The sequence below is a fragment of the Streptomyces sp. NPDC001492 genome (assembly GCF_053597275.1).
On record NZ_JBSFHW010000027.1, the window covers coordinates 95,898 to 121,545 of the forward strand.

General features: G+C 69.9%; 21 protein-coding genes. 11 read left to right on the plus strand and 10 right to left on the minus strand.

From position 1 onward, the window contains the following. Positions 1-100: 100 nt before the first annotated feature. The 4 genes from ACWC1K_RS30735 to ACWC1K_RS30750 form a co-directional block, all read right to left on the minus strand. Positions 101-2,479 (minus strand): HelD family protein, encoded by a 2,379-nt coding sequence (locus ACWC1K_RS30735; protein WP_450836191.1) that lies wholly within the window; start codon positions 2,477-2,479, stop codon positions 101-103. A 92-nt stretch (positions 2,480-2,571) separates the two neighbouring features. Further along, positions 2,572-3,393 (minus strand): anti-sigma factor family protein, encoded by an 822-nt coding sequence (locus tag ACWC1K_RS30740; RefSeq protein WP_450836193.1) that lies wholly within the window; start codon positions 3,391-3,393, stop codon positions 2,572-2,574. Beyond that, the gene (locus ACWC1K_RS30745; protein WP_010039908.1) at positions 3,393-3,914 is read right to left on the minus strand and encodes a sigma-70 family RNA polymerase sigma factor; all 522 of its coding nucleotides are present in this window, start codon (positions 3,912-3,914) and stop codon (positions 3,393-3,395) included. Before ACWC1K_RS30745 ends, ACWC1K_RS30740 begins: the two co-directional genes overlap by 1 nt. 317 nt (positions 3,915-4,231) lie before the next feature. Further along, positions 4,232-4,831 carry a CGNR zinc finger domain-containing protein gene (locus tag ACWC1K_RS30750; protein WP_450836195.1) on the minus strand — a complete coding sequence of 200 codons (600 nt, stop codon included), beginning with the start codon at positions 4,829-4,831 and terminating at the stop codon, positions 4,232-4,234. A 187-nt stretch (positions 4,832-5,018) separates the two neighbouring features. Between ACWC1K_RS30750 and ACWC1K_RS30755 the strand changes: the two genes are divergently transcribed. Then, positions 5,019-5,549 carry an anthrone oxygenase family protein gene (locus ACWC1K_RS30755; RefSeq protein WP_450836197.1) on the plus strand — a complete coding sequence of 177 codons (531 nt, stop codon included), beginning with the start codon at positions 5,019-5,021 and terminating at the stop codon, positions 5,547-5,549. Between the two features lie 61 nt (positions 5,550-5,610). On the opposite strand, the gene ACWC1K_RS30760 is transcribed toward ACWC1K_RS30755, so the two are convergent. From ACWC1K_RS30760 to ACWC1K_RS30775, 4 genes are all read right to left on the minus strand, one after another. After that, the gene (locus tag ACWC1K_RS30760) at positions 5,611-6,771 is read right to left on the minus strand and encodes a uroporphyrinogen-III synthase (RefSeq protein WP_450836199.1); all 1,161 of its coding nucleotides are present in this window, start codon (positions 6,769-6,771) and stop codon (positions 5,611-5,613) included. A 118-nt stretch (positions 6,772-6,889) separates the two neighbouring features. Continuing rightward, complete coding sequence (locus tag ACWC1K_RS30765; protein ID WP_450836201.1) at positions 6,890-8,269, minus strand: nitrate/nitrite transporter; 1,380 nt, start codon at positions 8,267-8,269, stop codon at positions 6,890-6,892. 229 nt (positions 8,270-8,498) lie between these two features. Continuing rightward, positions 8,499-9,113: a Uma2 family endonuclease gene (locus ACWC1K_RS30770; RefSeq protein ID WP_450836203.1), complete on the minus strand. Its 615-nt coding sequence runs from the start codon at positions 9,111-9,113 to the stop codon at positions 8,499-8,501. 94 nt (positions 9,114-9,207) lie between these two features. Continuing rightward, the gene (locus ACWC1K_RS30775) at positions 9,208-9,960 is read right to left on the minus strand and encodes a helix-turn-helix domain-containing protein (protein WP_450836205.1); all 753 of its coding nucleotides are present in this window, start codon (positions 9,958-9,960) and stop codon (positions 9,208-9,210) included. A gap of 246 nt (positions 9,961-10,206) precedes the next feature. Here ACWC1K_RS30775 and ACWC1K_RS30780 point away from each other — a divergent pair, with 246 nt between their 5' ends. From ACWC1K_RS30780 to ACWC1K_RS30790, 3 genes are read left to right on the plus strand one after another with little or no spacing between them, the layout of a single operon-like run. Further along, complete coding sequence (locus ACWC1K_RS30780) at positions 10,207-10,872, plus strand: DUF4097 family beta strand repeat-containing protein (protein ID WP_450836207.1); 666 nt, start codon at positions 10,207-10,209, stop codon at positions 10,870-10,872. A gap of 38 nt (positions 10,873-10,910) precedes the next feature. Continuing rightward, positions 10,911-11,858 (plus strand): ABC transporter ATP-binding protein, encoded by a 948-nt coding sequence (locus ACWC1K_RS30785; RefSeq protein ID WP_450836209.1) that lies wholly within the window; start codon positions 10,911-10,913, stop codon positions 11,856-11,858. Then, entirely contained in the window at positions 11,855-12,670 is an 816-nt protein-coding gene (locus ACWC1K_RS30790) for an ABC transporter permease (RefSeq protein WP_351476143.1), read from the plus strand. Before ACWC1K_RS30785 ends, ACWC1K_RS30790 begins: the two co-directional genes overlap by 4 nt. Positions 12,671-12,771: 101 nt before the next feature. On the opposite strand, the gene ACWC1K_RS30795 is transcribed toward ACWC1K_RS30790, so the two are convergent. Next, on the minus strand, positions 12,772-13,755 hold the full coding sequence (locus ACWC1K_RS30795) for a LysR family transcriptional regulator (protein ID WP_450836211.1): 984 nt from the start codon (positions 13,753-13,755) through the stop codon (positions 12,772-12,774). Between the two features lie 96 nt (positions 13,756-13,851). On the opposite strand from ACWC1K_RS30795, the gene ACWC1K_RS30800 reads away from it, so the two are divergent. From ACWC1K_RS30800 to ACWC1K_RS30830, 7 genes are all read left to right on the plus strand, one after another. Then, a complete protein-coding gene (locus ACWC1K_RS30800) occupies positions 13,852-15,195 on the plus strand; it encodes an MFS transporter (RefSeq protein ID WP_450836213.1) in 1,344 nt (447 codons plus the stop codon). Between the two features lie 169 nt (positions 15,196-15,364). Then, a complete protein-coding gene (locus ACWC1K_RS30805) occupies positions 15,365-16,660 on the plus strand; it encodes an ABC transporter substrate-binding protein (RefSeq protein WP_450836215.1) in 1,296 nt (431 codons plus the stop codon). Then, positions 16,657-17,616 (plus strand): carbohydrate ABC transporter permease, encoded by a 960-nt coding sequence (locus tag ACWC1K_RS30810; RefSeq protein WP_450836217.1) that lies wholly within the window; start codon positions 16,657-16,659, stop codon positions 17,614-17,616. Before ACWC1K_RS30805 ends, ACWC1K_RS30810 begins: the two co-directional genes overlap by 4 nt. Continuing rightward, the gene (locus tag ACWC1K_RS30815; RefSeq protein WP_450836219.1) at positions 17,613-18,437 is read left to right on the plus strand and encodes a carbohydrate ABC transporter permease; all 825 of its coding nucleotides are present in this window, start codon (positions 17,613-17,615) and stop codon (positions 18,435-18,437) included. Before ACWC1K_RS30810 ends, ACWC1K_RS30815 begins: the two co-directional genes overlap by 4 nt. Positions 18,438-18,448: 11 nt before the next feature. Next, complete coding sequence (gene yicI, locus ACWC1K_RS30820; protein ID WP_450836221.1) at positions 18,449-20,698, plus strand: alpha-xylosidase; 2,250 nt, start codon at positions 18,449-18,451, stop codon at positions 20,696-20,698. Further along, positions 20,698-21,705, plus strand: a complete 1,008-nt coding sequence (locus ACWC1K_RS30825; RefSeq protein WP_450836223.1) for a LacI family DNA-binding transcriptional regulator — start codon at positions 20,698-20,700, stop codon at positions 21,703-21,705. Before yicI ends, ACWC1K_RS30825 begins: the two co-directional genes overlap by 1 nt. 41 nt (positions 21,706-21,746) lie before the next feature. Then, positions 21,747-24,653: a glycoside hydrolase family 3 C-terminal domain-containing protein gene (locus tag ACWC1K_RS30830; protein ID WP_450836225.1), complete on the plus strand. Its 2,907-nt coding sequence runs from the start codon at positions 21,747-21,749 to the stop codon at positions 24,651-24,653. Here the strand turns inward: ACWC1K_RS30830 and ACWC1K_RS30835 are convergent. Continuing rightward, entirely contained in the window at positions 24,640-25,626 is a 987-nt protein-coding gene (locus tag ACWC1K_RS30835; RefSeq protein WP_450836227.1) for an extracellular catalytic domain type 1 short-chain-length polyhydroxyalkanoate depolymerase, read from the minus strand. The two genes, ACWC1K_RS30830 and ACWC1K_RS30835, sit on opposite strands and share 14 nt — an antisense overlap. Positions 25,627-25,648: the final 22 nt, after the last annotated feature.

A 25,648-nucleotide genomic window follows, 5' to 3' on the forward strand; every position in this document is an offset into this window, starting at 1 on the left:
TTGGATCGGGCCGGTGCCACACCCAGGCTAACAAACAGATCCCGTAAGGCCATTCCCGTGCCGAGAGTTCATCCGGTTCTTAACTTCGATGGAGCACGCGCTAGTCCCGGAGCAGGTCGGGGACGGCGTTCGCGTCCGGGTCGTCGCGGTCGGCCGAGACGATGGTCAGCTGCTGGGTCGCGCGGGTGAGGGCGACGTACAGGACCCGCAGGCCGGCCGGGGACTCGTCGGCGATCTCCGCGGGCGAGACGACGACCGTCGCGTCGTACTCCAGGCCCTTCGCCTCCAGGCTGCCGAGGGCCACCACCCGGTCGCCGAGCCCGGCGAGCCAGCGGGCGGCCTCCTCGCGGCGCTGCATGGCGACGACGACGCCGACCGTCCCGTCGACACGGTCGAGGAGGCGGGCGGCCTCCTCGCGGACGGACTGCGCGAGGGAGTCCCGTACAACCGTGAAGCGAGGCTCGACGCCTGTCGACCGTACGGCCGACGGGGACTTGGCGCCCGGCATGGCGAGGGCCAGGACCTTGGAGGCGAGCTCGGCGATCTCGGCCGGGTTGCGGTAGTTGACGGTGAGCTCGAAGCGGCGGCGGGGGCGGGTGCCGAGGGCCTCGTCCCGCGCCTCGGCCGCCTCGTCGACGTCGGACCAGGAGGACTGGGCCGGGTCGCCGACGACGGTCCAGGTGGCGTGCCGGCCGCGGCGGCCGACCATGCGCCACTGCATCGGGGTGAGGTCCTGGGCCTCGTCGACGATGACGTGGGCGTACTCGGTGCGCTCCTGCGCGAGCCGCTCGGCGCGCTCGCGCTGCGACTCCTCACGCACCGGCATCAGCTCCTCCAGGCCGGTGAGCTGGTCGAGCGGGTCGAGTTCGCGCTTCTTCCTGGGGCGGGCCGGGGTGCCGAGGATCGACTGGAGCTCGTCGAGCATGGCGATGTCGTGCACGGAGTGGCCGTCGCGGCGCAGCGAGCGGGCGACCCTGCGGACCTCGCCCGGGTTGAGGATCCGGCGGGCCCAGCGGCCGAGGCGCCGCTCGTCGGCCATGGCGGCGAGGACGGCCCTGGGCGTGAGCTCGGGCCACCAGCCGTCGAGGAAGGTGAGGAAGCTGTCCTCGCTCGACACGTCCTCGTCGAAGGAGGAGCGCAGTTCGGCGGCGAGCTCCGGGTCGGTGTGACGGCCGGCCGCGCCCGACTGTGCCCACAGGGCGTCCAGGAGCAGCTTGCGGGCGCGGGGGCGCAGCAGGTTCACGGGCGCGGTGCCGCCGAGCACGGCCTGGCGGATACGGCTCAGCTCGGCGGCCTCCAGCTCCAGACGGCGGCCGAAGGCGACGACCCGCAGACGGGTGGGCGGCCCGGCGGGGGCTGCGGACGTGTCCGTGTCGTCCTCGCCGAAGGCGAGCTGACCGGCGGCGGCGCGTCCGGCATCACCCGCAGGCCCCAGCTCCAGCGCCCCGCGCGCCGCCTTCCGCAGGACCTTGAGCATGCGGTACGAGCCCTTGGCGCGGGCCGTGGACGGGGAGTCGTAGAGCGTGGCCTCCGCGCCGTCGACGAGCGAGCCGATCGCGCGGATGGCGACCTGGCCCTCCTCGCCGAGGGAGGGGAGGACCCCCTCGGTGTAGGCGACGAGCAAGGGGGTCGGGGAGACGATCAGGATGCCGCCCGCGTACCTGCGCCGGTCCTGGTAGAGGAGGTAGGCGGCGCGGTGGAGTGCCACGGCCGTCTTGCCCGTGCCGGGGCCGCCCTCGACATAGGTCACCGAGGCGGCGGGCGCGCGGATGACCAGGTCCTGTTCGGCCTGGATGGAGGCGACGATGTCCCGCATGGTGTGGCTGCGGGCCTGGCCCAGGGCGGCCATCAGGGCGCCGTCGCCGATGACGGGCAGTTCGTTGCCGTCGAGGAAGGCCTTGAGCTCGGGGCGCATCAGGTCGTCCTCGACGCCGAGCACCTTGCGGCCCTTGGAACGGATGACACGGCGGCGCACCACCCGGCCGGGGTCGACGGGGGTGGAGCGGTAGAAGGGTGCGGCTGCGGGCGCCCGCCAGTCGATGACGAGCGGCGCGTACTCGGAGTCCAGGACACCGATCCGCCCGATGTGCAGGGTCTCGGCGATATCGGCGGTGTCGTCGTCCCGCACGGCACCCTCGGCGGGTTCTACGGCGGTGTAGGCGCCGTCGGGCCCCTTCTTGCCGTCCTTGCCGAGCAGCAGGTCGATCCGCCCGAAGAGGAAGTCCTCGAACTCGTTGTTGAGCCGGTTGAGATGGATTCCCGCCCGGAAGACCTGTGCGTCCCGCTCGGCGAGGGCGCCGGGCGTGCCGACCTGGCCGCGCTTGGCCGCGTCGTTCATCAGGAACTCGGCCTCGTGGATCTTCTCCTCAAGACGCCGGTACACCCGGTCGAGGTGTTCCTGTTCGACGCTGATCTCTCGGTCGCGTACGGAGTCGTGATCCGAGCCGACGGCGGTTTCGGGTTGAGCCTGAGCGGCCACCGGGCCCCCTTCTGACGTGCATGGCAGCCGTCAACCGTACGCGAAGGGGACCCGGCAAAGCTACGTAAGTTACGCGTGGATCTTCACGAGAACTACGCGTCGACCTCGACGAGCTTCTTGCCCTGGAAGGTCATGACCTCGAAGTGGTCGATCTCGTTGGGCTTGAGGGCCGCGCCGCCCTGGGCGTAGAGCGGTTGCTTCGCCTCCGGTGTCTTGCCGTTCGGGATGCCGTAGCCCCACTTCGGGACCGACCAGGAGGACATGGTCTCGCGCTCGCCGTTCTTGCCGACGGCGATGAGCGAGCACTTCAGCGGGCCCTTGACGTTGCTGAGCTCGACGACGCCCCAGGTGCCCCAGTCCTTCTGCTCCATCGCCACGGTCGCCTTGACCTTGGTGGACGCGTCCGTGTTGGAGACCTTGTCGGAGATGGTGCCGAAGGCGGCCTTGGCTCCGGCCGCCAGCGGTGTGGCGGTCGTACCCGAGTCACCGCCGCCGTTGACCGCCATGACACCCAGCGGACCGCCGATGATCAGCGCCGCCGCGGCCGCCACCAGGTAGAAGCCCTTGCGGCGCTTCTGCGCCCGGCGCTCGGCGACCTCGTCGACCAGCTTCTCCGCGAGCCGCGGGCTGGGCCTGGCGGACAGGGACTCCCCGATCGCGGGCGAACCGGTCCCCGGGAGGTCCGCGAGGGCGGCGAGCATCGGTTCCATCCCGGCCAGCTCGTCGAGCTGCTGGGCGCACCATTCGCAGGTCGCGAGGTGTGCCTCGAAAGCGGTTGCCTCGGCGTCGTCGAGGATGCCGAGAGCGTAGGCGCCGACCGTCTCGTGTTCGCTCGGGCCCGGAGATCCCATCATGGAGCCAGACATACCCGAACCACCTGTACCGAATCCCTGGTTTCCCCCGTAAACACTCATCACGCCGTCACCCCCCGCTCCTCCAGTGCCAGCTTCATCGACCGCAGGGCATAGAACACCCGGGACCGCACCGTGCCGCTGGGAATGCCCAGCGTCTCGGCGGCCTCGTTGACGGTACGCCCCTTGAAATAGGTCTCGACGAGCACCTCCCGGTGGGCCGGGGTCAGGTCGTCCAGCGCGTCCGACAGCGTCATCAACCACAGCGCCTTGTCGATCTCGTCCTCCGCGGGGATGACCTCCAGCGGCGACGGATCGACCTCCTGCGGCCGGGCCTGCCGGCTGCGGTGGCCGTCGATGACGATGCGGCGCGCGACCGTCACCAGCCAGGGGCGTACAGATCCGGTCGCCCGATTGAGCTGACCGGCGTTCTTCCAGGCACGGATCAATGTCTCCTGGACCACGTCCTCGGCGCGTTGCCGGTCTCCGGCGACCAGGCGCAGTACGTATGCAAGGAGAGGTCCGGCGTGCTCGCGATAGAGCGCACGCATCAGCTCCTCATCAGGTTCCGAGGGCTGGGACATGCGATGTCGGGCCCTCGATCCACGTTCATTGGCCACGACGGAATCCTTGCGCACGCCCACCTCCGATGTCCGGGGGTTCCCCCAGTCGGTCGCTCCTCCACGGGTACGGATGTGGGCCAGGTCATGTTCAACGTGAGATGACAGTTTTCTTCTGAGTGACGTGACGAGGTGGACATGGGAGCACATTCCCACCCCGCGATCTTTACATTTCCGCCACATTGGCGAGATCGCAACCGCTGCCCACGTCACGGATGAGGTAAACGGTGTGTAATCGAAATCACTTCGAAGACTCGTCCACAGAAGCCGCATACCGGACGTCAGGCGCGCGCCAGAGCCGCCCGCCGACGGTGCCGGGCCACCCTTTCGCGGTTCCCACAGACCTCACTGGAGCACCAGCGCCTCCTGCGCCCCCGGGACGAATCCACGTAAACGATCGGGCAGTTGTCCCCCTCGCACTGCCGCAGACCGGCCCGTGCGACGGGGTCGGTGAGGAGCTCCACGGCGTCCCGGGCGATCGCGCCGAGCAGCGCCGCGCACTCGGGCGGGCCGTCCAACTCGCGTACGAGCGAGCCGTCCTCGCTCCGCACGGCGCGTGGGGCGGGAGGTGAGACACGGGCGATCTCGTTCACGCGGGCGAGCGCGATGTCGTACGACGGCCTGAGCCGTGCCGGCGCGAGTCCCGCGTGCACCAACTGCCCGATCTGTCCGCGCAGTTCACAGAAGCTGGTCAGCCAGGACGGGTCGGCATGGCTCAGCGGGGTGGTCGCGGGCACCAGGCCTGCCCCGGTGATCCAGGCGCACAGCACCTCGAGGGAGTCGAACCGCTCCTCGGGATGGGTGGTGGCGAGGAGGTCGAGACAGATCCGCCCGGCGTCGAACCGCAGCTCGTACGCGACCGTGGCCGTACCCAGTGCCATGTGCCTGTCACCGCCTGGCTCGGGAACCTGAGGGCTGAAGCAACCGATCCCTCTTACAGTGCCTTCCCGCTGGCGCGGCCGGAACCCCTCGTACCGGCGGTGGACAGGGCGACGGCTGGACGCGCGCTTATGCGGCTGCGCTTCTCGGCGATGTTCCGGCCGCGCGGCCGTCCGTTGACTGGAGGGCATGACAACCCACAGCAGGAGCACGGGATTCGTACTGGGTGCGGCCACGGTCGCGATGGGCCTGATCGCAGGCGTCTACTACATCTTCGCGTGCTGTGTGATGCCGGCGCTGGCCCGCAGCGAGGACCGGGTCTACGTCGAGGTGATGCGGAACATCAACGACGTGATCCAGAACCCGGCGTTCTTCCTCAGCTTCATGGGGGCGCTGCTGCTCACGGCGGTCTCCTCGTGGCAGCTGCGCGGGCAGCCGTACCGCTGGTGGGTGTGGGCGGCCCTGGCGGCCTACGCGCTCGGCTTCCTCACCACGGTCGCCGTCAACATCCCGCTCAACAACGACCTGGCGAACATGAAGGATCCAACGGCGGCACGGGAGCACTTCGAGCACGTGTGGGTGGCGTGGAATGTGGTGCGGGCGCTGCTGTCGACGGTGGCGCTGGGGTGCTTGGCGCGGGCGCTGGTGCTCCACGGCAGGGTTACGCGCGGCACGTCTGAGCGCCGGGCGGACACTCTCAGCCCGTCGTGGGGAGTTTGAGGACGAGGCCGTTCAGGCCGAACGGGGGTCCGGGGGCAGAGCCCCCAGACACGCCCGCAGGTCACACATCCGCGTACTTCGCATCAGCGGCGGGATCCAACGCCAGCCGATACCCCCGCTTGACCACCGTCTGGATCAACTTCGGCGCACCGAGAGCCGTCCGCAGTCGAGCCATCGCGGTCTCCACCGCATGCTCGTCCCGTCCGGCACCGGGCAGCGCCCGCAGCAGTTCCGCCCGGGCCACCACCCAGCCCGGCCGCCGCGACAGCGCCCGCAACAGGGACATCCCGGCGGGCGGTACGGGCTTGAGGTCGCCGTCCACGAGCACCGCATGGCCGCGGATCTCCACCCTGTGCCCGGCGATGGGCAGGGACCGCGCCCGGTTCGGAAGCTCCTGGCACAGCAGCTGGACGAGGGGGCCGAGCCGGAAGCGTTCGGGCTGGATCGTGTCGATGCCGTGGGCCTGCAGCGGCAGCGCGGTGACGGGACCGACGCAGGTCGGCAGCGCGTCGTGGTGGAGGGCGGCGAGCAGCTCGGGCAGCATGCCGCGCTCCTCGGCCCGGTTCAGCAGCGATACGGCGGCGGGCGCGCTGGTGAAGGTGATCGCGTCAAGGCCCCGGGAGACCGCGGCGTCCAGCAGCCGGTCCAGCGGCGCCAGGTCCTCCGGCGGCATCCACCGGTACACCGGAACCCCGACGACCTCCCCTCCCGCGGCCCGCAGCGACTCCACGAAGCCGGGCAGCGGCTCGCCGTGCAGCTGTACGGCGATACGGCGCCCGTCGACGCCCTCCTCGAGGAGCCGGTCCAGCACCTCGGCCATGGACTCGCTCGACGGCGACCACTCCTCGGTCAGCCCGGCGGCCCGTATCGCGCCCTTGACCTTGGGGCCGCGGGCCAGCAGCTCCACGTGCCGCAGCCGTTCGATCAGCGGCTCGCCCAGTCCCCACCCCTCGGCGGCCTCGACCCACCCGCGGAACCCGATGGCGGTCGTGGCCACCACCACGTCCGGCGCCTGGTCGATCAGGTCCTTCGTCACCGCGAGCAGTTCGCTGTCGTCGGAGAGCGGCACGATGCGCAGGGCGGGTGCATGCAGGACGGCGGCTCCCCGTCGCTGCAGCAGTGCGCCCAGCTCGTCGGCCCGGCGGGCGGCGGTCACGCCCACGGTGAATCCCGCCAGGGGGCCGTGCCCGCCCAGGTCTGGTCGCTGCTGTTCCTCGTACATGGCTCTCGTCCCGAACTCGAGTCGTCGTACATGCGGTAGTGCGCGGTACCTACATGCCGAACGAGCCTGTCAACGGCGCGTGACAGGCTCGGTTCGGCTTCATGTCGCCGGTGTTACGTCACACCTCGGCGTAGCTGAGCTGCGGCTTCGCCTCCGCGGCAGCCTCGGACTGCACCGCCGCGGCCGGGCGTCGAAGGTATACGGCCCAGGTCACCGCGAAGCAGAGGGCGTAGAAGGCGAGGAAGGCGACGAACGCTCCGGTGCCGGATCCGTAGGAGAGGAAGGACTGGCGGAAGGCGAGGTTGATGCCGACGCCGCCGAGCGCTCCGACCGCGCCGATGAGGCCCATGGACGCTCCGGAGAGCCGACGCCCGTACTTGGCCGCCTCCTCCCCTTCCAGCCCCTTGGCGAGGGCCTTCGTCTGGAAGATGCCGGGGATCATCTTGTACGTCGAGCCGTTGCCGAGCCCGGTGAGCACGAACAGCACCACGAAGGCCACGGTGAACAGGGCCAGCGACTTCTGCATGGAGGCGACGATCAGAACCGCGGTCGCGGCGCCCATGCCGACGTAGTTCCAGAGGGTGATCTTCGCGCCGCCGTAACGGTCGGCGAGCCAGCCGCCGACGGGACGGATCAGCGAGCCGAGCAGCGGGCCGATGAAGGTGACGTACGCGGCCTGCAGCGGCGTACGGCCGAACTGGTTCGTCAGCACCTGGCCGAAGGCGAAGCTGTAGCCGATGAACGAGCCGAAGGTGCCGACATAGAGGAAGGACATGATCCAGGTGTGGGCGTCCTTCGCGGCGTCCTTGGCGGCACCGGTGTCGTTCTTCACATTCTCGATGTTGTCCATGAAGAGCGCGGCGAGGACGGCGGCGACGACGATCAGCGGGATGTAGATCCCGAGCAGCACACGCGGCCCACCGCTCGCGCCGATGATCGCGAGGGCGACCAGCTGGATGACCGGTACGCCGATGTTGCCGCCGCCCGCGTTGAGGCCGAGCGCCCACCCCTTCTTACGGAGCGGGAAGAAGGCGTTGATGTTGGTCATCGAGGAGGCGAAGTTGCCGCCGCCGATGCCGGCCAGCAGGCCGATCCCGAGGAAGGTGTCGAAGGACGTGCCCGGCTTCATCACCGCGAACGCGGCGATCGACGGGATGAGCAGCAGGCTGGCCGAGATGATCGTCCAGTTCCGGCCGCCGAAGAGAGCGACGGCGAAGGTGTAGGGGACGCGGACGACCGCGCCGACCAGCGTGACCATCGAGGTCAGCAGGAACTTGTCGGCCGGGGTGAGCCCGTACTCCGGGCCCATGAAGAGCACCAGCACCGACCACAGGGTCCAGATCGAGAACCCGATGTGCTCGGAGAGAACGGAGAAGAGCAGGTTCCGCTTGGCGATCTTCTCTCCGGTCTCGTTCCAGAAGGTCTCGTCCTCGGGATCCCACTGCTGAATCCAGCGGCCTCCCCTGCTGGGTGCGGGGGCTGTGCTAGGGGCTGTCATGACGCCTCCACGGTGCTACGGGGCTCGGTCGTGCTCGGGGGCAGATGAGCGGTGATGAGTCCCGAAGGTAGGGAGGCGGCGTTTCCGGCCTGTGGCACCGGGTGACCGGAAGGGAACTTTGCTCTCACCCCGCGCGGACGGGGGATGAGAGGTTCTGCGGCCGTACGTTACGAAGAGCTCCGCATCACGAAGAGGTCTCCGTGAAGGATCACGAACGGGCGGCGAGGTTTCATCGACCGCGGCGGTCGACGGCCGTCAGGTCGATCTCGATGTCGAAGGGCACGGAGACCTTGAGCATGTCGTGGAAGATGCCGGTGAGGCCGTAGGACTTGGTGGCGGGGTCCAGTTCGTAGACGTACACGACGGGGTATCCCTTGTCGTCGTCCTGCTCGACCCGCCAGAAGTGCGGAACGCCTGCGGCCGCGTACTTGCGGGGCTTGACCTCGCGGTCGCGTTCGCGGGAATCGGCGGAGACGACTTCGACGGCGAGGATGACGTCCTCGGGCTTGTACCAGGTCTGGTCGGGGCCGGTGTTCGCCTCCAGGGGGAAGACCAGGATGTCCGGCTCGGGCCGGTTCTTCGCATCCAGCTTGACCGTCATCTGCCGCATGACATCCAGGTGCTCCGGCACCTGTCCGAGAAGGGTGTTCTCGAGCAGGCGCATGCACCGAGAGTGGAATGCGGTCTGCGGACTCATGAAGACGAGACTCCCGTCGATCAACTCCGTGTGCGGCGGGAGGCCCGGAATCCGGTCGAGGTCGTCCGCGGTCCAGCCCCCGGGGGGCGGGATGGGCCAGCGGTACGCGGGCTCGTCGTCCAGCCCGTCGTCGGATGCGGCGCTCATCGGTGCTCCCATGGGACGGAGTCTCGACTGTCGGTTCAGCGTACCCAGGGGCAATGGTGGCCGGCTCACCTCAATGAGTGATCCAGCCTGTCCCTCAGCGATCCGAATGTGGCTCCGCGCCGCTGTCCGCCCCCGTTTCCGGCCGCGCATGGAGCACGTCCCGTGCCTGGTCCGCGGCGCGGGCGATGCTTTCCGAGACGAAGTCCAGGAAGCGGGCGATGTTCTCCAGGCGGACGGCGGCCGGGGTGCCGGCGCCGAGGACGGCGACGCCCTGCCGTGCGGTCTCGGCGACCTGGGCGGTGCCGCGGACGCTGGCCATCATCGACTGGTACCAGACGTCCGAGTCGACCACATACCGCTCCCGGCGGCGTGCGTCGCGTTCGCGCCTGATCATGCCCTGTTCCTCGAGGAACGCGACCGCTTTGGAGATGGACGCCGGGCTGACCTCGAGGCGCTGGACGAGTTCGGCGGCGGTGAGGCTGCCCGCGTCGCTGAGGCAGACGGCGGCCAGCACCCGGGCCATCATCTGCGGCGTGCCCGACTGCACGAACACGGTGGCGAGCGTCTCCTCGTACGCGCGCACCGCCTCGGCGTCGCGCCCGTAGGGCTGCGGGGACGCCTGCGAGCTCCGGGGTGCGGCCTGCTTGCGGCGGTGGGCGCGGTGGGCCGTCGCGCGGTGGGCGATCTCGGCGCGGTAGGCGGTGGGGCCGCCGTTGCGCAGCACCTCGCGCGTGATGGTCGAGGTCGGGCGGTCCAGGCGCCGGGCGATCTCCGCGTAGGCGAGGCCGTCGGCCAGCCCCAGCGCGATCTGCTGGCGGTCCTGCTGGGTGAGCCTGCCTCCCGGCATCGTCTTCTCCTTCGTACGCCCGCTTCGGTGCCGCCCACTCTAGCGTTCACCTTCAGCCCATTGCAACGATCGGAAAGCTGACGTTGCATTAAATTCTGAACCGTTGCAACGATTTACCTGCTCTCACCTGCATTGATTGCCTTTCTATGCAACAAGGCTGTTGCCGCATCCATGAACGCAACGTAGCTTTCCTTTATCAGAAACAGCGGGCCGACAGAGCGCCCGCTGCACACGAAGGAGAGCACCATGCAGAAGTTCAACACCCCCGCCGCCGTCTCCGCCGTCCTCGACATCCCCGCCGGACGCATCGAGTTCATCGCGGCCGACCGGGCCGACACCACCGTCGAGGTCCGGCCCGCCAACGCCTCCAAGAACCGCGATGTGAAGGCGGCGGAGCAGCTGGAGGTGGGCTACCGCGACGGTGTGCTGCGGATCGAGGCGAAGCCGGCGAAGAACCAGTACCTCGGCCCCTCCGGGTCCGTCGAGGTCACCGTCCAGCTGCCCGCCGGCTCCCGCATCGAGGCGAGGACGGCCGGCGCCGAGCTGCGGACCGTGGGCCGGCTCGGTGACGTCGTCTTCGAGGGCGCCTACCGCCAGATCAAGATCGACGAGGCCGCGAGCCTGCGCCTCACCGCGGTCGACGGCGACGTCGAGGTCGGCCGCCTGGGCGGCCCCGCCGAGATCAACACCGCACGGGGCGACATCCGGATCGCCGAGGCCGTGCGCGGCACGGTGACCCTGCGCACCCAGTCCGGCGACATCTCGGTCGGCGCCGCCGCCGGTGTCTCCGCCGTCCTGGACGCCGGCACCGGCCACGGGCGCGTCAGCAACGCGCTCAAGAACGACGGCAGCGCCGAGCTCGACATCCGCGCCACCACGTCCTCCGGTGACATCACCGCCCGCAGCCTCTGACCGCCCGCGGCCTCCCAGCCTTCGAAGGAGCACTTCCCATGACCGACCTGGCCATCGCGGCGAACGGGCTGCGCAAGTCCTACGGGGACAAGACCGTCCTCGACGGCATCGACCTGGCCGTCGCGGAAGGAACGATCTTCTCCCTGCTCGGCCCGAACGGCGCCGGCAAGACCACCGCCGTCAAGATCCTCTCCACCCTCGTCGGCGCCGACGCCGGCGACCTGTACGTCGGCGGTCACAGCCTCGCCACCGACGCGCAGGCCGTGCGCGCCGCGATCGGCGTCACCGGGCAGTTCTCCGCCGTCGACAACCTGATCACCGGCGAGGAGAACATGCTCCTGATGGCGGACCTGCACCACCTCTCCAGGCGGGAGGGGCGGCAGGTCACCGCCGAACTGCTGGAGCGCTTCGACCTCACCGAGGCCGCGAAGAAGCCCGCCTCCACCTACTCCGGCGGCATGAAACGCCGCCTCGACATCGCCATGACCCTGGTCGGCAGTCCGCGGATCATCTTCCTCGACGAGCCGACCACCGGCCTCGACCCGCGCTCGCGGCACACCATGTGGCAGATCATCCGCGACCTCGTCGCGGGCGACGGCGTCACCGTCTTCCTCACCACCCAGTACCTGGACGAGGCCGACGAGCTGGCCGACCGTATCGCCGTCCTCCACGACGGCGGGATCGCCGCCGAAGGCACCGCCGAGCAGCTCAAGCGGATCGTCCCCGGCGGCCATGTACGGCTCCGCTTCACCGACCCGGCCGCCTATCAGCGCGCCGCCTCCGCCCTGGCTGAGGCGGCGCGGGACGACGAAGCCCTCGCCCTGCGGATCCCCAGCGACGGCAGCCAGCGCGAACTGCGCTCCCTCCTCGACTGGCTGGACTCGGCCGGCGTCGAGGCCGACGAGCTGACCGTGCACACCCCCGACCTCGACGACGTCTTCTTCGCCCTGACCAGCAGCACCCACCCCAAGGAGGCCCTGCGATGAGCGCCCCTCTGGCTCCCGCCCGCCCGACCCGGATCTCCCTCGCCGTGCGCGACTCGTCCACGATGCTGCGCCGCAATCTGCTGCACGCCCGCCGCTACCCGTCGCTCACCCTGAATCTGCTGCTCACCCCGGTCATGCTGCTGCTGCTCTTCGTCTACATCTTCGGAGACGCGATGAGCGCGGGCCTCGGCGGCGGCGCCGACCGCTCCGACTACATCGCCTACCTCGTGCCGGGCCTGCTGCTGATGACCGTCGGCTCCACCACGATCGGCACCGCGGTGTCCGTCTCCACGGACATGACCGAGGGCATCATCGCCCGCTTCCGCACCATGGCCATCCACCGCGGATCCGTGCTGATCGGGCACGTCATCGGCAGCGTGCTGCAGTGTCTGATGAGCGTGGTCCTGGTCGGTGCGGTCGCCGTGGCCATCGGCTTCCGCTCCACCGACGCCACCGTCCTGGAGTGGGTCGCCGCCTTCGGGCTGGTCACGCTGTTCGCCCTGGCGCTCACCTGGATCGCGGTCGGGATGGGCCTGGTCAGCCCGAACGCCGAGGCCGCCGGAAACAACGCGATGCCGCTGATCTTCCTCCCGCTCATCTCCAGCACCTTCGTCCCCCTGCACACCATGCCGGGCTGGTTCCAGCCGATCGCCGAGTACCAGCCCTTCACTCCCGCCATCGAGACCCTGCGCGGCCTCCTCCTCGGCACCCCGATCGGCCACAACGGGTGGCTCGCCATCGCCTGGTGCGTCGGCCTCGCGGTCCTCGGCTACTTCTGGTCGGCATCGAAGTTCAACAGCGAGCCGAAGTAACCGCCATGGCAGCGCGGGCCCCGGCAGCCCGTCCGACCGTCCCGTCCCAGGGCGGCGTACACCGACAACACGTCGGAGTGCGCCGCCCCGTTCGTGTCCGCTCAGCCCTTCCGCCGGGCGGCTTCAGGCATGACCTCCGTATCGACGGCCGGAAACCATCCACCAGAAGGCACCCGCAGCCAGTCCTCCTCCGCCGAGAGTTCGAGCGCCGCCCGTCGAAGCGCGTCGAATGCGGGGTGCACCAGCCCCTTCCGCCACACGAGCGACACGGGCGACAAGGGCACTGGATCGATCAAGGGCCGCAGCACCGTGCGAGGCATGGCCGGGAAATCCACCACGGCGAGGATCGGGTGGCGCGTCTTGGCCATGATCCGCTCGAACTCCTCCTCCCCGACGGCCAGTGGAACGGGCGGTGCGACCTCGATGCCCCGTCCGTCGAACAGGCGGTGGGCCAGATCCGTCCACTCCGGTGTCCGCGGGTTTCCCGCTCCCGCGTACACCGTCTCCCCCGCCAGCGCGGCGAGCGGCACCGCGTCCAGCTCCGCCAGCCGGTGGTCCTCGGGCAGCACGACCGCCATCGGCTCGTACCGCACGGGCTGGTGCTCCAGCCGGGCCCGCAGCACCGGGTCCAGGCCTGCGAAGCGGCCGAACGACGCGTCGAGCCGCCCGGCGAGCAGTTCCTCCGCCGCGCCGGTCAGCCCGCTCTCGTAACGGGCCATCAGCTCGTGGTCGGGGGCGAGTTCGCGGGCGCGGTGCAGGACGCGGCGCGCGGTGGCCGCGCCCCGGTAGTTGAGGTCGACCAGCAGCGGTCTGGCCTGCCCGAAGGCGGCCAGCAGCTCGTCCTGCGCCTGAAGCGCGCGGCGCGCGTACGGCACCAGCCGCTCACCGTCGGCCGTGAGCGTCACCTGCCGGGTGCTGCGCACGAACAGCTCGGCCCCGAGCTCCCGCTCCAGGCGCCGCACATCCCGGCTGAGCGCCTGCTGGGCGACGTAGAGCCGGGCGGCGGCACGTGTGAAGTGCAGTTCCTCGGCGACGGAAAGGAAGGCACGCAGGAGGCGGGGGTCGAGATGGCTGGTCGCGGGCATCCGGCGAACGTACAACAGGACTTACCACACAGGTGCGTGAATCTGCGCGGAGAAGGTGTTGGACCCCTTGATCACCCACGGGCGACCGTAGTGCCCATGCCGCAACCGACTCCGCACCGGGCCCCGTTGTTCACCGTCACCGCCGACACCCTCGTCGCCGTCGACTTCAGCCCCCGTACCCGCACCCGCCCGCCCGGTCCCTACCGCCGCCTCTTCGCCACCCAGGGCGCCCGCGCCTTCACCTTCGGGAATCTGCTGGCGCGGCTCCCGATGGGCATGTTCGGCGTGAGCGCGGTCGTGATGGTCTCCGGTGCGCGCGGCTCGTACGCCCTCGCCGGCGCCGTCACCGCGACCGGACTCGCGGCGACGGCCGTGGTGGCGCCGTGGACCGCGCGGCTCGTCGACCGGTACGGACAGGCCCGGATCGCCGTACCCGCCACGGTGATCGCGGCCCTCGGCTCCCTCGCCCTCCTGCTCTGTGTGCACTTCGGCGCCCCCGCCTGGACCTTGTTCGCCTCCTACGCCGCCACCGCGACGACCCCGAACACCGGCGGCATGTCCCGCGCGCGCTGGGCCCATCTGCTGAAGGGCGACGACGGCGCGCTGCACACCGCGAACTCCTTCGAACAGGCCGCCGACGAGCTCTGCTTCATGCTGGGCCCGGTGCTCGCGGCCTTCCTGTGCGGGACCTTCTTCCCGGAGGCGGGCACGCTGGTGGGGGCGGTGCTGCTGCTCACCGGCATGCTGGTGTTCGCCGCGCAGCGCTCGACCGAGCCGCCGGCACGGCGGCAGGCGCGCGCCAGGTCCCCGTTCCGCGCGCCCGGAATGCTCCCGCTGCTCGCCGTCTGTCTCGCCATGGGCGCGGTGTTCGGCTCCATGGAGGTCGTCACGATCGCGTTCGCGGACGCACAGGGACACCGTTCGGCTGCGGGCCTCGTGCTCGCGTTGCAGGCGGCCGGTTCGTGCGGGGCGGGTCTGCTGTACGGAGCCCTCAGACCGAGCGGTCCCGCCGATGCCCGCCTGCCGTGGTGCATCGCCGCGATGACCACCCTGTTGACCCTCCCCCTTCTCGCCGCCGCCCTCACCGGCTCGCTCCTGCTGCTGGCGGGCGCGCTGCTGGTCGCGGGCATGGCGACCGCTCCGACCATGGTCACGACGATGACGCTGGTGCAGCGGCGCACCCCCGAGGGCAGCCTCAACGAGGGCATGACCCTCGCGGTGACCGGCCTGCTCGGCGGGATCGCCTGCGGCTCCGCGACCGGCGGCCGGCTGGTGGACCAGTTGTCCCCGACGGCCGGGTTCGGGGTGCCGGTGACGGCCGCCGCCACGGCACTGTTGATCGCCGGTGCGGCCCCGCGCCCCCTCAGGGGCGCGGGGCTGTATCGACAAGCGGCTCCGCCGCGGGGCGCGAACAGCCCCCACCGACCCGCGGGTCAATAACCGGCCGTCCCGCGGAGCATTTCTCGCGCAAGCCATTGACGCACCCACAGTGCCCGCATACCTTCGCCCGTCGAAGCGCTTCGACGTCACGCATCGAATCGATTCGACGACCGGATCCGTCCGCCGCGTGACGCCCCGCATACCCATCCGGCTCTCCAGGAGGCACGGGATGTTGACGGCACGAAGGCGTGTGATGACGGTCACGGCCGCGCTCCTCGGCGGATCGCTGCTGGTCACGGCATGCGGCGGCTCGGACAGCGGGTCCTCCGACGCCAAGACGCTCAAGCTCTGGCACTACGAGGGCCCCGACAGCGCGATGGGCGTGGCCTGGAACGAGGCGATCAAGGAGTTCGAGGCGAAGCATCCGGGCGTCAAGGTGAAGTTCGAGGAGAAGGGCTTCGACCAGATCCAGAAGACGGCGCCCATGATCCTGAACTCCTCCGACGTGCCCGACATCATGGAGTACAACAAGGGCAACGCGACCGCGGGCGCCCTCTCGAAACAGGGCCTGCTGACCGATCTGACCGCCGAGGCCACCCAGCGCGGCTGGGACAAGAAGCTCAGCGCGGGCGTCCGCACGACCAGCAGGTACGACACCAACGGCGTGATGGGCTCCGGCAACTGGTACGGCGTCCCCAACTACGCCGAGTACACGATGGTCTTCTACAACAAGGACCTCTTCAAGAAGTACGGGATCAGCGAGCCGAAGACATTCGACGAACTGACGGCCGCCATGGACAAGTTCGTCGCCAAGGGCGTCACCCCGCTCGCCAACGCGGGCGCCGAGTACATGGCCCAGCAGTACCTCTACCAGCTGGCCCTCTCCAAGGCCGACCGCGCCTGGGTGGACAAGTACGAGCTGTACAAGGGCAAGACCGACTTCCACGACACGGCGTGGACATACGCCGCGAACACCTTCGCCGACTGGGTGAAGAAGGGCTACATCAGCAAGAAGTCCACCAGCACCAAGGCCGAGGACGCGGGTGTCTCCTGGATCCAGGGCAAGGCGCCGATCCTGTTCTCCGGCAGCTGGTGGTACGGCCGCTTCCAGCAGGAGGCCAAGTTCGACTGGGACACCACCCTGTGGCCCGGCTCGAACCTGACCCTGGGCTCAGGCGGCAACATCTGGGTGGTCCCCAAGAACGCCAAGAACAAGGAACTGGCCTACGACTTCATCGACATCACCATGTCGAAGAAGGTCCAGAACCTGCTCGGCAACAAGGGCGGCATCCCGGTCGCGGCCGACACCTCCGCCATCACGGACCCGAAGTCCAAGCAGCTCATCGCCAACTTCAACACCCTCAGCGGGCGTGACGGCCTGGCCTTCTACCCGGACTGGCCGGTGAACGGCTTCTACGACGTCCTCGTCTCCGAGACGCAGAAGCTGATGACGGGCAGCGAGAAACCGGACGCCTACCTCAGCGCACTCCAGCAGGCCTACGACAAGGGCGCGCCGACGACATGACGGTCACCGTCGAACGGGGTGCGCGGGCCGTCGGCAAGCACCCGGACGCCGGCCCGCGCCGCCCCCGTACCCGCGACTCGTACGCCCTGTTCCTGCTCCCCGGCATCCTCGCCTTCACGGCGATCATCGTCGTCCCGTTCCTGATGAACACGGGTGTGAGCTTCACGGAGTGGCAGGGCATCGGCAGTCCCAGGTGGACGGGGCTCGCCAACTACCGCGAGCTGATGGACGATGCGGAGTTCTGGGCGTCGTTCCGGCACAGCCTGTTCATGGTCGTCGCCATGGCGGCCGTACCGACGATGATCGGTCTCGTCCTGGCGGCTGCCCTGTTCGACTACATCGGCAAGCACTTCGGATCCAGGTGGGCCGCGGTGCTGCGCGCCTGCTTCTACCTCCCGCAGGTGCTGCCGATCGCGGTCGCCGGGATCGTGTGGAGCTGGATCCTGGCCCCCGACAACGGCTCCCTCAACGAGCTGCTGAAGGCGGTCGGGCTCGGCAGCTGGCAGCAGGACTGGCTCGGTGACCCCGACATCGCGCTGTACAGCGTGATGGGGGTGATGGTCTGGGTGCAGATCGGCTTCCCGCTGGTGGTGTTCATGGCGGGCCTGCAACGCGTCGACCCGCAGCTGTACGAGGCGGCCGAGCTGGACGGCGCGGGCTGGTGGCGCCGCTTCTGGCACATCACGCTGCCGCAGATCCGACCTGAGATCTACGTCGTCCTGACCTGGTGCACGATCGCCGCGCTCAAGGTGTTCGGGGCGGTGTACGTGCTGACCAAGGGCGGCCCGGGCGGCGCGACCGACGTCCCGTCCTACTTCTCCTTCTCCACCTTCTTCGAGAAGACCCAGGTCGGCTACGGCGCGGCGATCTCCACGATCCTGACGGTGATCATCCTGGCGCTGTCCCTGGTCCTCCTGAAGCTCCAGACCCGCGAAGAGGAAGGGGACCGCACATGACGACCGCCCTGCGCCGCTCCCCGGTGCTGATCGCCCTGTGCATCGCCGCCCTGTTCATGGTGGTGCCGTTCCTGATCGTCGCGGTCAACGCGTTCAAGTCGCCGGCCGAGTACTCCCAGAACGGGCCCCTCAGCCTCCCCAAGGGCCTGTATCTGGACGGCCTCAAGAGCTTCTGGCAGCGCGTCGACTTCGGCCAGAAGCTGGTCAACTCGGTGCTGATCAGCGGCTCGGTGGCCGTGCTCGCGGTGATCCTCTCCGTCCTCAACGCCTATGCGATCGGCATCGGCCGGATCAGGGGCCGCACCTGGGTCCTGGCCTTCTTCGTGCTCGCCAACGTGCTGCCGCAGGAGGCGCTGGTCTACCCGATCTACTACCTGGCCAAGCAAGTCGGCCTGTACGACACCAGGCTGAGCGTGATCATCGTCTTCACGGTGATCCAGGCGGCCTTCGGCACGTATCTGCTCTCGTCGGTCCTGGGCCAGTTCCCCCGCGAGATCATCGAGGCGGCCCGCATCGACGGTGCGAACAAGTGGCAGGTGCTGTGGCGGATCGTCGTCCCGGTCAGCCGGCCGACCATCGGCGTGCTCCTGGTCTTCTTCTTCATCTGGACCTGGAACGAGTTCCTGCTCCCCCTGGTGATGCTGATCTCCAACGACAACCAGACGGTGTCGGTGGCCCTCGGCGTCCTCCAGGGCCAGCGCCTGATGGACGCCACGATGACCAACGCGGCGGCCCTGCTCGGCGTGCTCCCGGCGATCGTGTTCTTCCTCGTCTTCCAGCGGACCCTCACCCGCGGCATCGCCGTCGGTGCCGTCAAGTAAGGACCCCCCACGTGAAGTTCACCGATGGTTACTGGCTGCTGCGCGAGGGAGTCACCGCGGCCCACCCCGTCGAGGTTCTCGATGTCACGGCCACGGACGGCTCGCTGGAGATCCATGCGCCGACCCAGCCCATCCGCCACCGCGGCGACCTGCTGAAGGGACCGGTCGTGACGATCAGCGCACACACCCCGATGCCCGACGTCATCGGCCTCACCTTCACCCACTTCGAGGGCGAGCAGCCGCGCGGCCCCGAATTCGGCCTCTCCCAGCACGAGTTCGTTCCGCAGGTCGGATACGACGACGAGCACGCGACCCTCACCTCCGGCGCCCTGTCGGTCCGGGTGGCCCGTACCGGCTCCTGGCACGTCGACTTCCTCGCCGACGGCCGCACCCTCACCTCCAGCGGTCCCAAGGGCATGGGCATCATGCGGAACGCGGAAGGAGCCCACTACCTGCGGGAACAGCTGGGCCTCGGGGTCGGGACCTCCGTCTACGGCCTCGGCGAGCGTTTCGGCCCGCTGGTCAAGAACGGCCAGGTCGTCGACATCTGGAACGCGGACGGCGGCACGGCCACCGAGCAGGCCTACAAGAACGTCCCGTTCTATCTGACGGACGCGGGCTACGGCGTCTTCGTCGACCACCCGGGCAAGGTGTCCTTCGAGGTCGGCTCGGAGGCGGTGTCCCGGGTCCAGTTCAGCGCGGAGACCCAGGAGCTGACGTACTACGTCATCTACGGCCCCGGCCCCAAGGACATCCTCCGCAAGTACACGGCCCTCACCGGCCGGCCGGCCCTGCCGCCCGCCTGGTCGTTCGGCCTGTGGCTGTCGACGTCCTTCACCACCTCGTACGACGAGGAAACGGTGACGTCCTTCATCGAGGGCATGCGGGAGCGTGAACTCCCGCTCTCCGTCTTCCACTTCGACTGCTTCTGGATGCGGGAGTTCCAGTGGTGCGACTTCCAGTGGGACCCACGGGTCTTCCCCGACCCGGAGGGCATGCTGGCCCGGCTCAAGGCGCGCGGCCTGCGCGTCTGCGTCTGGATCAACCCGTACATCGCCCAGCGCTCCCCTCTCTTCGCGGAGGGCAAGGCGCTCGGCCATCTGCTGAGGCGGCCCGACGGGAGCGTCTGGCAGTGGGACATGTGGCAGCCGGGCATGGCACTGGTCGACTTCACCAGCCCGGCCGCCCGCGACTGGTACGCCTCGAAGCTGGAAGCACTCCTCGCGCAGGGCGTGGACTGCTTCAAGACCGACTTCGGCGAGCGGGTGCCCGTCGACGTGGCGTGGTCCGACGGCTCCGACCCGGAGCGGATGCACAACTACTACACGTACCTGTACAACCGCACCGTCTTCGACGTGCTGCGCAAGCACCGCGGCGAGGGCGAGGCCGTGCTCTTCGCCCGCTCGGCGACGGCCGGCAGCCAGAAGTTCCCGGTGCACTGGGGCGGCGACTGCGAGGCGACCTACGAGTCGATGGCCGAGTCGCTGCGCGGCGGGCTCTCGCTCGGCCTGTCCGGCTTCGGCTACTGGAGCCATGACATCGGCGGCTTCGAGGGGACCCCGACACCTGCCCTGTTCAAGCGGTGGCTGGCCTTCGGACTGCTGTCCTCCCACAGCCGGCTGCACGGCAGCTCCTCCTACCGCGTGCCCTGGCTGTTCGACGAGGAGTCGGTGGACGTGCTGCGGCAGTTCACACAGCTGAAGCTGAAGCTCATGCCCTACCTGTACGAGGCCGCGCGCACCGCCCACACCGAGGGCGTGCCGATGATGCGGGCGATGGTGCTGGAGTTCCCGGACGATCCGGGGTGCGCGCATCTGGAGCGGCAGTACATGCTGGGGCCGGATCTGCTGGTCGCGCCGGTCTTCGACGACGAGGGGGATGTGTCCTACTACGTGCCCGAGGGCACCTGGACGCACTTCCTGAGCGGGCGGACGGTGACCGGGCCGCGCTGGGTGCGCGAGCGGCACGGCTTCCTGAGCGTGCCCCTGCTGGTACGGCCGGGGACGGTGATCCCCGTGGGCGCGGTGGCCGACCGCCCCGACTACGACCATGCCGACGGGGTCACCCTGCGGGCCTACGAACTGGAGCGGGGCGCGCAGGTGACGGTGCCGGTGGGGGACGTGACCTTCACCGTCGCACGCGAAGGGGACACGCTGCGGGCCTCGTGCGGTGAGCCCGTGGCGGAGTGGAGTCTGGCCGCCGGGGAGCGGACGGCGCGGGCGCAGGCGGGTACCGGATTCCTCTCCCTGGAGCTGGACTGATGGTGAAGATCACCGATGTGGCACGGCACGCCGGGGTCTCCCCCAGCACCGTGTCCTACGCGCTCAGCGGCAAGCGCCCGATCTCCGAGGAGACCCGGCAGCGGGTCGAGGCGGCCGCCCGTGAGCTGGGCTACCGGCCGCACGCGGGCGCTCGCGCCCTGGCCAGCAGCCGGTCGAACGTCCTGGCCCTCGTGATCCCCTTACGGGCGGGCATCCACGTCCCGGTGGTGATGCAGTTCGCGGTGTCGGTGGTGACCACGGCCCGCAAGCACGACCACGACGTGCTGCTGCTGACGCAGGAGGAGGGCGAGGAGGGGCTCAGGCGGGTGGCGGACACGGCGCTGGTGGACGCGCTGATCGTGATGGACGTCCAGCTCCGCGAGCCGCGTCTGCCGTTGCTGCGCTCGCTGGAACGGCCGTCCGTACTGATCGGCTTCCCGGCCGACTCCGAGGGTCTGACCTGCATCGACCTCGACTTCAAGGCGGCCGGTGAGGCGTGCGTGGAGCATCTGGCGCGGCTCGGGCACCGGGTGGTGGCGCTGGTCGGGTCGCCGCCTGAGGTGTACGTGCGGCAGACCGCGTTCGCCCAGCGGGTGGTGCAGGGCTTCACGGCCGCCGCCGACCGCAGCGGGCTCTCCTCGTCCGTGCACCCCTGCGAGGCCTCGCCCGCGGCCGCCCGCCTGGTGGCCGAACAGCTCCTGCGCGAGCAACCGGCGTTGACGGGGGTGGTCGTCCACAACGAGCCGATCCTCGAACCGCTCATCGAGGCCTTCGAGCAGCTCGGTCTGCGGGTCCCGGGCGACCTCTCCGTCGCCGCCATCTGCCCCGACGAACTCGCCGAATCCGTCCGCGTCCCCGTCACCTCGGTCGCGCTGCCCTCCGCCGAGGTGGGCGAGCGAGCGGTGGAGCTCCTGATGAAGAAGCTGGGCGGCAGCGCCGTACCCGAGGCCACGCTGCTGCCGCCGAGGCTGACGCAGCGGGCGAGCACCATGCCACGCACCGCCTGACCAACTCGCCTGTGCAAGGCCCTACTTGAAGGAGCCGTGACATGAAGGGCAAGCGCACAAGACAGAGAACCACCCTGCTGGCGGCCCTGACCCTGATCGCGGGTCTGGGCGCCACCGTCCCCGCCCACGCCGACGACCCCGCCTACCCGTTCCGCGACCCGAGCCTCCCGGTGGAGGCCCGCGTCTCGGATCTCCTCTCCCGCCTCACCCTCGACGAGAAGATCTCCCTCCTCCACCAGTACGAGCCGGCCGTCCCCCGCCTCGGCATCCAGTCCTTCCGCACCGGCACCGAGGCCCTGCACGGCGTGGCCTGGCTCGGCAGCACAACCGTGTTTCCGCAGGCCGTCGGTCTTGCCTCCACCTGGGACCCGGCCCTGCTCCGCCAGGTCGGCTCGGCGGTCGGCGACGAGGCACGCGGCTTCCAGCAGACCCGCCCCGCGGGCTGGGGCCTCAACCTGTGGGCGCCCGTGGTCAACCTGCTGCGCGACCCGCGCTGGGGCCGCAACGAGGAGGGCTACTCCGAGGACCCCTATCTGACCGGAGCGATCTCCACGGCGTACGGCACGGGCCTGACGGGAGGCGACCCGGACCACCTCAAGACGGCCCCGACGATCAAGCACTTCCTCGCCAACAACAACGAGGAGCACCGCGACACCACGAGCTCGGAACTGCGCCCGCGCGTGCTGAAGGAGTACGACGAGCAGGCCTTCAAGCCCGCGGTCGAGGCGGATGCGGCGACGGGCGTGATGTCCTCGTACAACCTGGTCAACGGCCGTCCGAACACGGTGGATCCGGCCCTCGACGACACCGTCCGCACCTGGACCTCGCAGCGGCTGCTCAATGTCACGGACGCCTACGCGCCCGGCAACCTGGTCGGCAGCCAGAAGTACTACGGCACCCTGACCGAGGCCGACGCGGCGGCGCTGAAGGCGGGCATCGACAGCTTCACCGACAACGACACCGACTCCGGGCCGACGACCACCGCGATCAAGTCGGCGCTTTCCACAGGCCTGTTGAAGGAGTCGGACGTCGACAAGGCCGCGGGAGACGTGCTGAGCATCCGCGTCCGGCTCGGCGAGTTCGACCCCGGCGGCGGCACGTACGGCTCCATCGACGCGTCCGTCATCGACAGCCCCGCCCACCGCGCCCTGGCCCGCAAGGCGGCCACCGAGTCGGCGGTCCTGCTGAAGAACGACGGCGCGCTGCCGCTGAGGAAGACGGGCAGTGCCGCCGTCGTCGGCCCGCTCGCCGACACCCTCTACACCGACTGGTACTCCGGCACCCTCCCCTACGCCGTCACCCCGAAGGACGGCATCGAGTCCAAGCTGGGCGCCCCGGTCGCGAGCAGCGAGGGCGTGGACCGCATCGCCTTGAAGGACACCGCGACCGGCAAGTACGTGACGGCGGGGACGGGCGAGGCGGGCGCGCCCCTGAAGGAGACGGCCGATTCCGGTACGGGAGCCCAGTTCGACGTCTTCGACTGGGGCTCCGGCATCGTGACCCTGCGCTCCGCGGCGAACGGCAAGTACGTCGGCTACAACTGGTCGAACTTCGTCAACGACCAGAAACAGCCGAACGGCTGGTACGTACAGCAGCAGTTCAAGCTGGAACGCCAGGACGACGGCACGTACCTGCTCCGCTACGCCGGCTACGAGACCGCGGAGTCCTGGTGGTCGAACCCGGTCTACCTGGGCCCGACGGGCACGGACGGCACCCTCGGCCTGGTCACCAAGGACCAGGCCGCCCACTACACCAAGGACGTGGTCCGCAGCGGTGTGGACGAGGCCGTCGCCGCGGTCAAGGGCAAGGACCAGGCCGTCGTGGTGGTCGGCTCCGACCCCTCCATCAACGGCCGCGAGGCCCACGACCGCACGGACCTGGCCCTGGCGCCTTCACAGGAGACCCTGGTCAAGGCCGTGCACGCGGCCAACCCGCACACCGTGGTGATCGTCGAGAACAGCTATCCGACCACGCTGGGCTCCTTGCAGAAGGAGGTCCCCGCGCTGCTGTGGACCACCCACGCGGGCCAGGAGACCGGCAACGCCCTCGCCGACCTCCTCTACGGCGACGCCAACCCGTCGGGCCGCCTCACCCAGACCTGGTACCGGTCCGACGCCGACCTCCCGTCGATCCTCGACTACGACATCATCAAGTCGGACCGCACCTACCAGTACTTCCGGGGGCAGGCGCTCTATCCCTTCGGCTACGGCCTGTCGTACACGACGTTCGCGTACTCCGGTCTGCGGCGGGTGGGCGACGGCTACGAGGTGAAGGTCACCAACACCGGCAGCCGGGCGGGCGCGGAGGTCGTCCAGCTCTACACCCACCAGCGCGCCTCCCGCGACAAACAGCCGCTCAAGCAGCTCAAGTCCTTCCAGCGGGTGTCCCTGAAGCCGGGTGAGACGAGGACGGTCCGGCTGCGGGTACGGCCCTCGGACTTGGCGCACTGGGATGTCACCCGCTCCAAGTGGGTGGTGGAGAGCGGCACTTACGACGTCCTGGTGGGCTCGTCGTCCGACGACATCCGCGCCCGTACGTCCTGGCAGGTGAAGGGCGAGACCATCCCGCCCCGCGACCTCTCGAAGACGACCCGCGCGGAGAACTTCGACGACTACTCCGCCGGCATCGCTCTCGTCGACGAGTCCAAGGCGAGCGGTACGGCGGTGTCGGCGGCCTCCGACGGCGCGTGGCTGAAGTTCGCGGACACCCGACCGGTCCCGGGCGCGGGCGAGTTCGGCGCACGGGTCGCCGGGACGTCCGGCACGGTCGAGGTGCGGCTCGGGTCACCGACCGGCACCCTCGTCGGCACCGCGCACTTCGCGGGCACGTCGTCGCCGTACGACTACACGACGGTGACCGCGGAGCTGTCGGGCGCGACGAAGGGCCGTACGGACGTCTACCTGGTGCTGGGCAAGGGCGTACGCCTGTCGACGTTCACCCTGCGCTGAGGCCCCAGGCGAGCCCGAGCCGGTAGGCGGCGCACAGGTTCACATCGAGGAGGTAGGCCCCGGCGGCACCGCACTGCGCGGTGCCGCTTCCGGGGTCGACCGGCTGCCCGTGCCCCATGCCGGTGATGCTGTACGTCTCGACGGCGGTGTTCCCCGCCGGGTCCCGGAAGACCTGGTGGGGATAGCCGGCGACGGTGTCGCCGGCGTCCGCGGTCTGGTCGGCCCCGTGCACGTCGGTCCACTGCTTCATCAGGTCGGTCATGTTGACGGGCTTGACGGTGTAGTCGGCGCTGCCCTGGAAGACGGTGAGCGTGGGCCAGGGGCCGGCGTACCCGGGCCGGGCGGCCCGCACCCGGTCCCCCCACTGCTTCGCCGTCTGCGTGGCACCGACGTACATGCACACATACGGCGATCCGGCGGCCTGCGCGCATCCGTACGGCAGCCCGGCGACGACCCCGCCCGCGGCGAACTTCTCCGGGTAGTCCGCCATCATCACGGCGGTCATGCCACCGCCGGCGGACAGCCCGGTGACGTACACCCGCGAGGCGTTCCCGCCGACGTCGGCGAGCTGCCGGTCCACCATCTGCGCGATGCTCGCGGCCTCGCCCTGCCCCCGCTCGATGTCCCCGCTCTGGAACCAGTCGAAGCAGGAGGAGGCGTTGTTGGCCGTGGTCTGCTGCGGCAGCACCACGGAGAACCCCCACCGGTCGGCCAGCTGAAGCCAGCCGCTGCCGGTGCCGTACCCGGAGGCGTCCTGCGTGCAGCCGTGCAGGGCGACGACGACGGGCCGCCCCGACGGCAGCCCGTCAGGGACGTAGCGGAACATACGCAGGGCGCCGGGGTTGGTGCCGAAGCCGGTGACTTCCTGGAGGGAGGCGGCGGATGCCCTGCCCGGGGTGAGGAAGGCGGCGATCAGGGCGACCAGGAGGGTCGCGAGGACGGTGGTGTGACGTGCGGCTCTGGTCTGGGTCATGGGGAGGGACCGTAGAAGCGTG

Excerpts from the sequence above, each read along its gene's own strand:
- ACWC1K_RS30830 (WP_450836225.1), top strand. The coding sequence starts at position 21,747 with ATGAAGGGCAAGCGCACAAGACAGAGAACCACCCTGCTGGCGGCCCTG.
- ACWC1K_RS30770 (WP_450836203.1), bottom strand. The coding sequence starts at position 9,113 with ATGAGCGCCGCATCCGACGACGGGCTGGACGACGAGCCCGCGTACCGC.
- ACWC1K_RS30795 (WP_450836211.1), bottom strand. The coding sequence starts at position 13,755 with ATGCCCGCGACCAGCCATCTCGACCCCCGCCTCCTGCGTGCCTTCCTT.
- ACWC1K_RS30745 (WP_010039908.1), bottom strand. The coding sequence starts at position 3,914 with ATGTCCCAGCCCTCGGAACCTGATGAGGAGCTGATGCGTGCGCTCTAT.
- ACWC1K_RS30750 (WP_450836195.1), bottom strand. The coding sequence starts at position 4,831 with ATGGCACTGGGTACGGCCACGGTCGCGTACGAGCTGCGGTTCGACGCC.
- ACWC1K_RS30765 (WP_450836201.1), bottom strand. The coding sequence starts at position 8,269 with ATGACAGCCCCTAGCACAGCCCCCGCACCCAGCAGGGGAGGCCGCTGG.
- ACWC1K_RS30805 (WP_450836215.1), top strand. The coding sequence starts at position 15,365 with ATGTTGACGGCACGAAGGCGTGTGATGACGGTCACGGCCGCGCTCCTC.
- ACWC1K_RS30810 (WP_450836217.1), top strand. The coding sequence starts at position 16,657 with ATGACGGTCACCGTCGAACGGGGTGCGCGGGCCGTCGGCAAGCACCCG.
- ACWC1K_RS30775 (WP_450836205.1), bottom strand. The coding sequence starts at position 9,960 with ATGCCGGGAGGCAGGCTCACCCAGCAGGACCGCCAGCAGATCGCGCTG.
- ACWC1K_RS30780 (WP_450836207.1), top strand. The coding sequence starts at position 10,207 with ATGCAGAAGTTCAACACCCCCGCCGCCGTCTCCGCCGTCCTCGACATC.
- ACWC1K_RS30825 (WP_450836223.1), top strand. The coding sequence starts at position 20,698 with ATGGTGAAGATCACCGATGTGGCACGGCACGCCGGGGTCTCCCCCAGC.
- ACWC1K_RS30800 (WP_450836213.1), top strand. The coding sequence starts at position 13,852 with ATGCCGCAACCGACTCCGCACCGGGCCCCGTTGTTCACCGTCACCGCC.
- ACWC1K_RS30790 (WP_351476143.1), top strand. The coding sequence starts at position 11,855 with ATGAGCGCCCCTCTGGCTCCCGCCCGCCCGACCCGGATCTCCCTCGCC.
- ACWC1K_RS30835 (WP_450836227.1), bottom strand. The coding sequence starts at position 25,626 with ATGACCCAGACCAGAGCCGCACGTCACACCACCGTCCTCGCGACCCTC.
- ACWC1K_RS30815 (WP_450836219.1), top strand. The coding sequence starts at position 17,613 with ATGACGACCGCCCTGCGCCGCTCCCCGGTGCTGATCGCCCTGTGCATC.
- ACWC1K_RS30755 (WP_450836197.1), top strand. The coding sequence starts at position 5,019 with ATGACAACCCACAGCAGGAGCACGGGATTCGTACTGGGTGCGGCCACG.
- ACWC1K_RS30760 (WP_450836199.1), bottom strand. The coding sequence starts at position 6,771 with ATGTACGAGGAACAGCAGCGACCAGACCTGGGCGGGCACGGCCCCCTG.
- ACWC1K_RS30740 (WP_450836193.1), bottom strand. The coding sequence starts at position 3,393 with ATGAGTGTTTACGGGGGAAACCAGGGATTCGGTACAGGTGGTTCGGGT.
- ACWC1K_RS30785 (WP_450836209.1), top strand. The coding sequence starts at position 10,911 with ATGACCGACCTGGCCATCGCGGCGAACGGGCTGCGCAAGTCCTACGGG.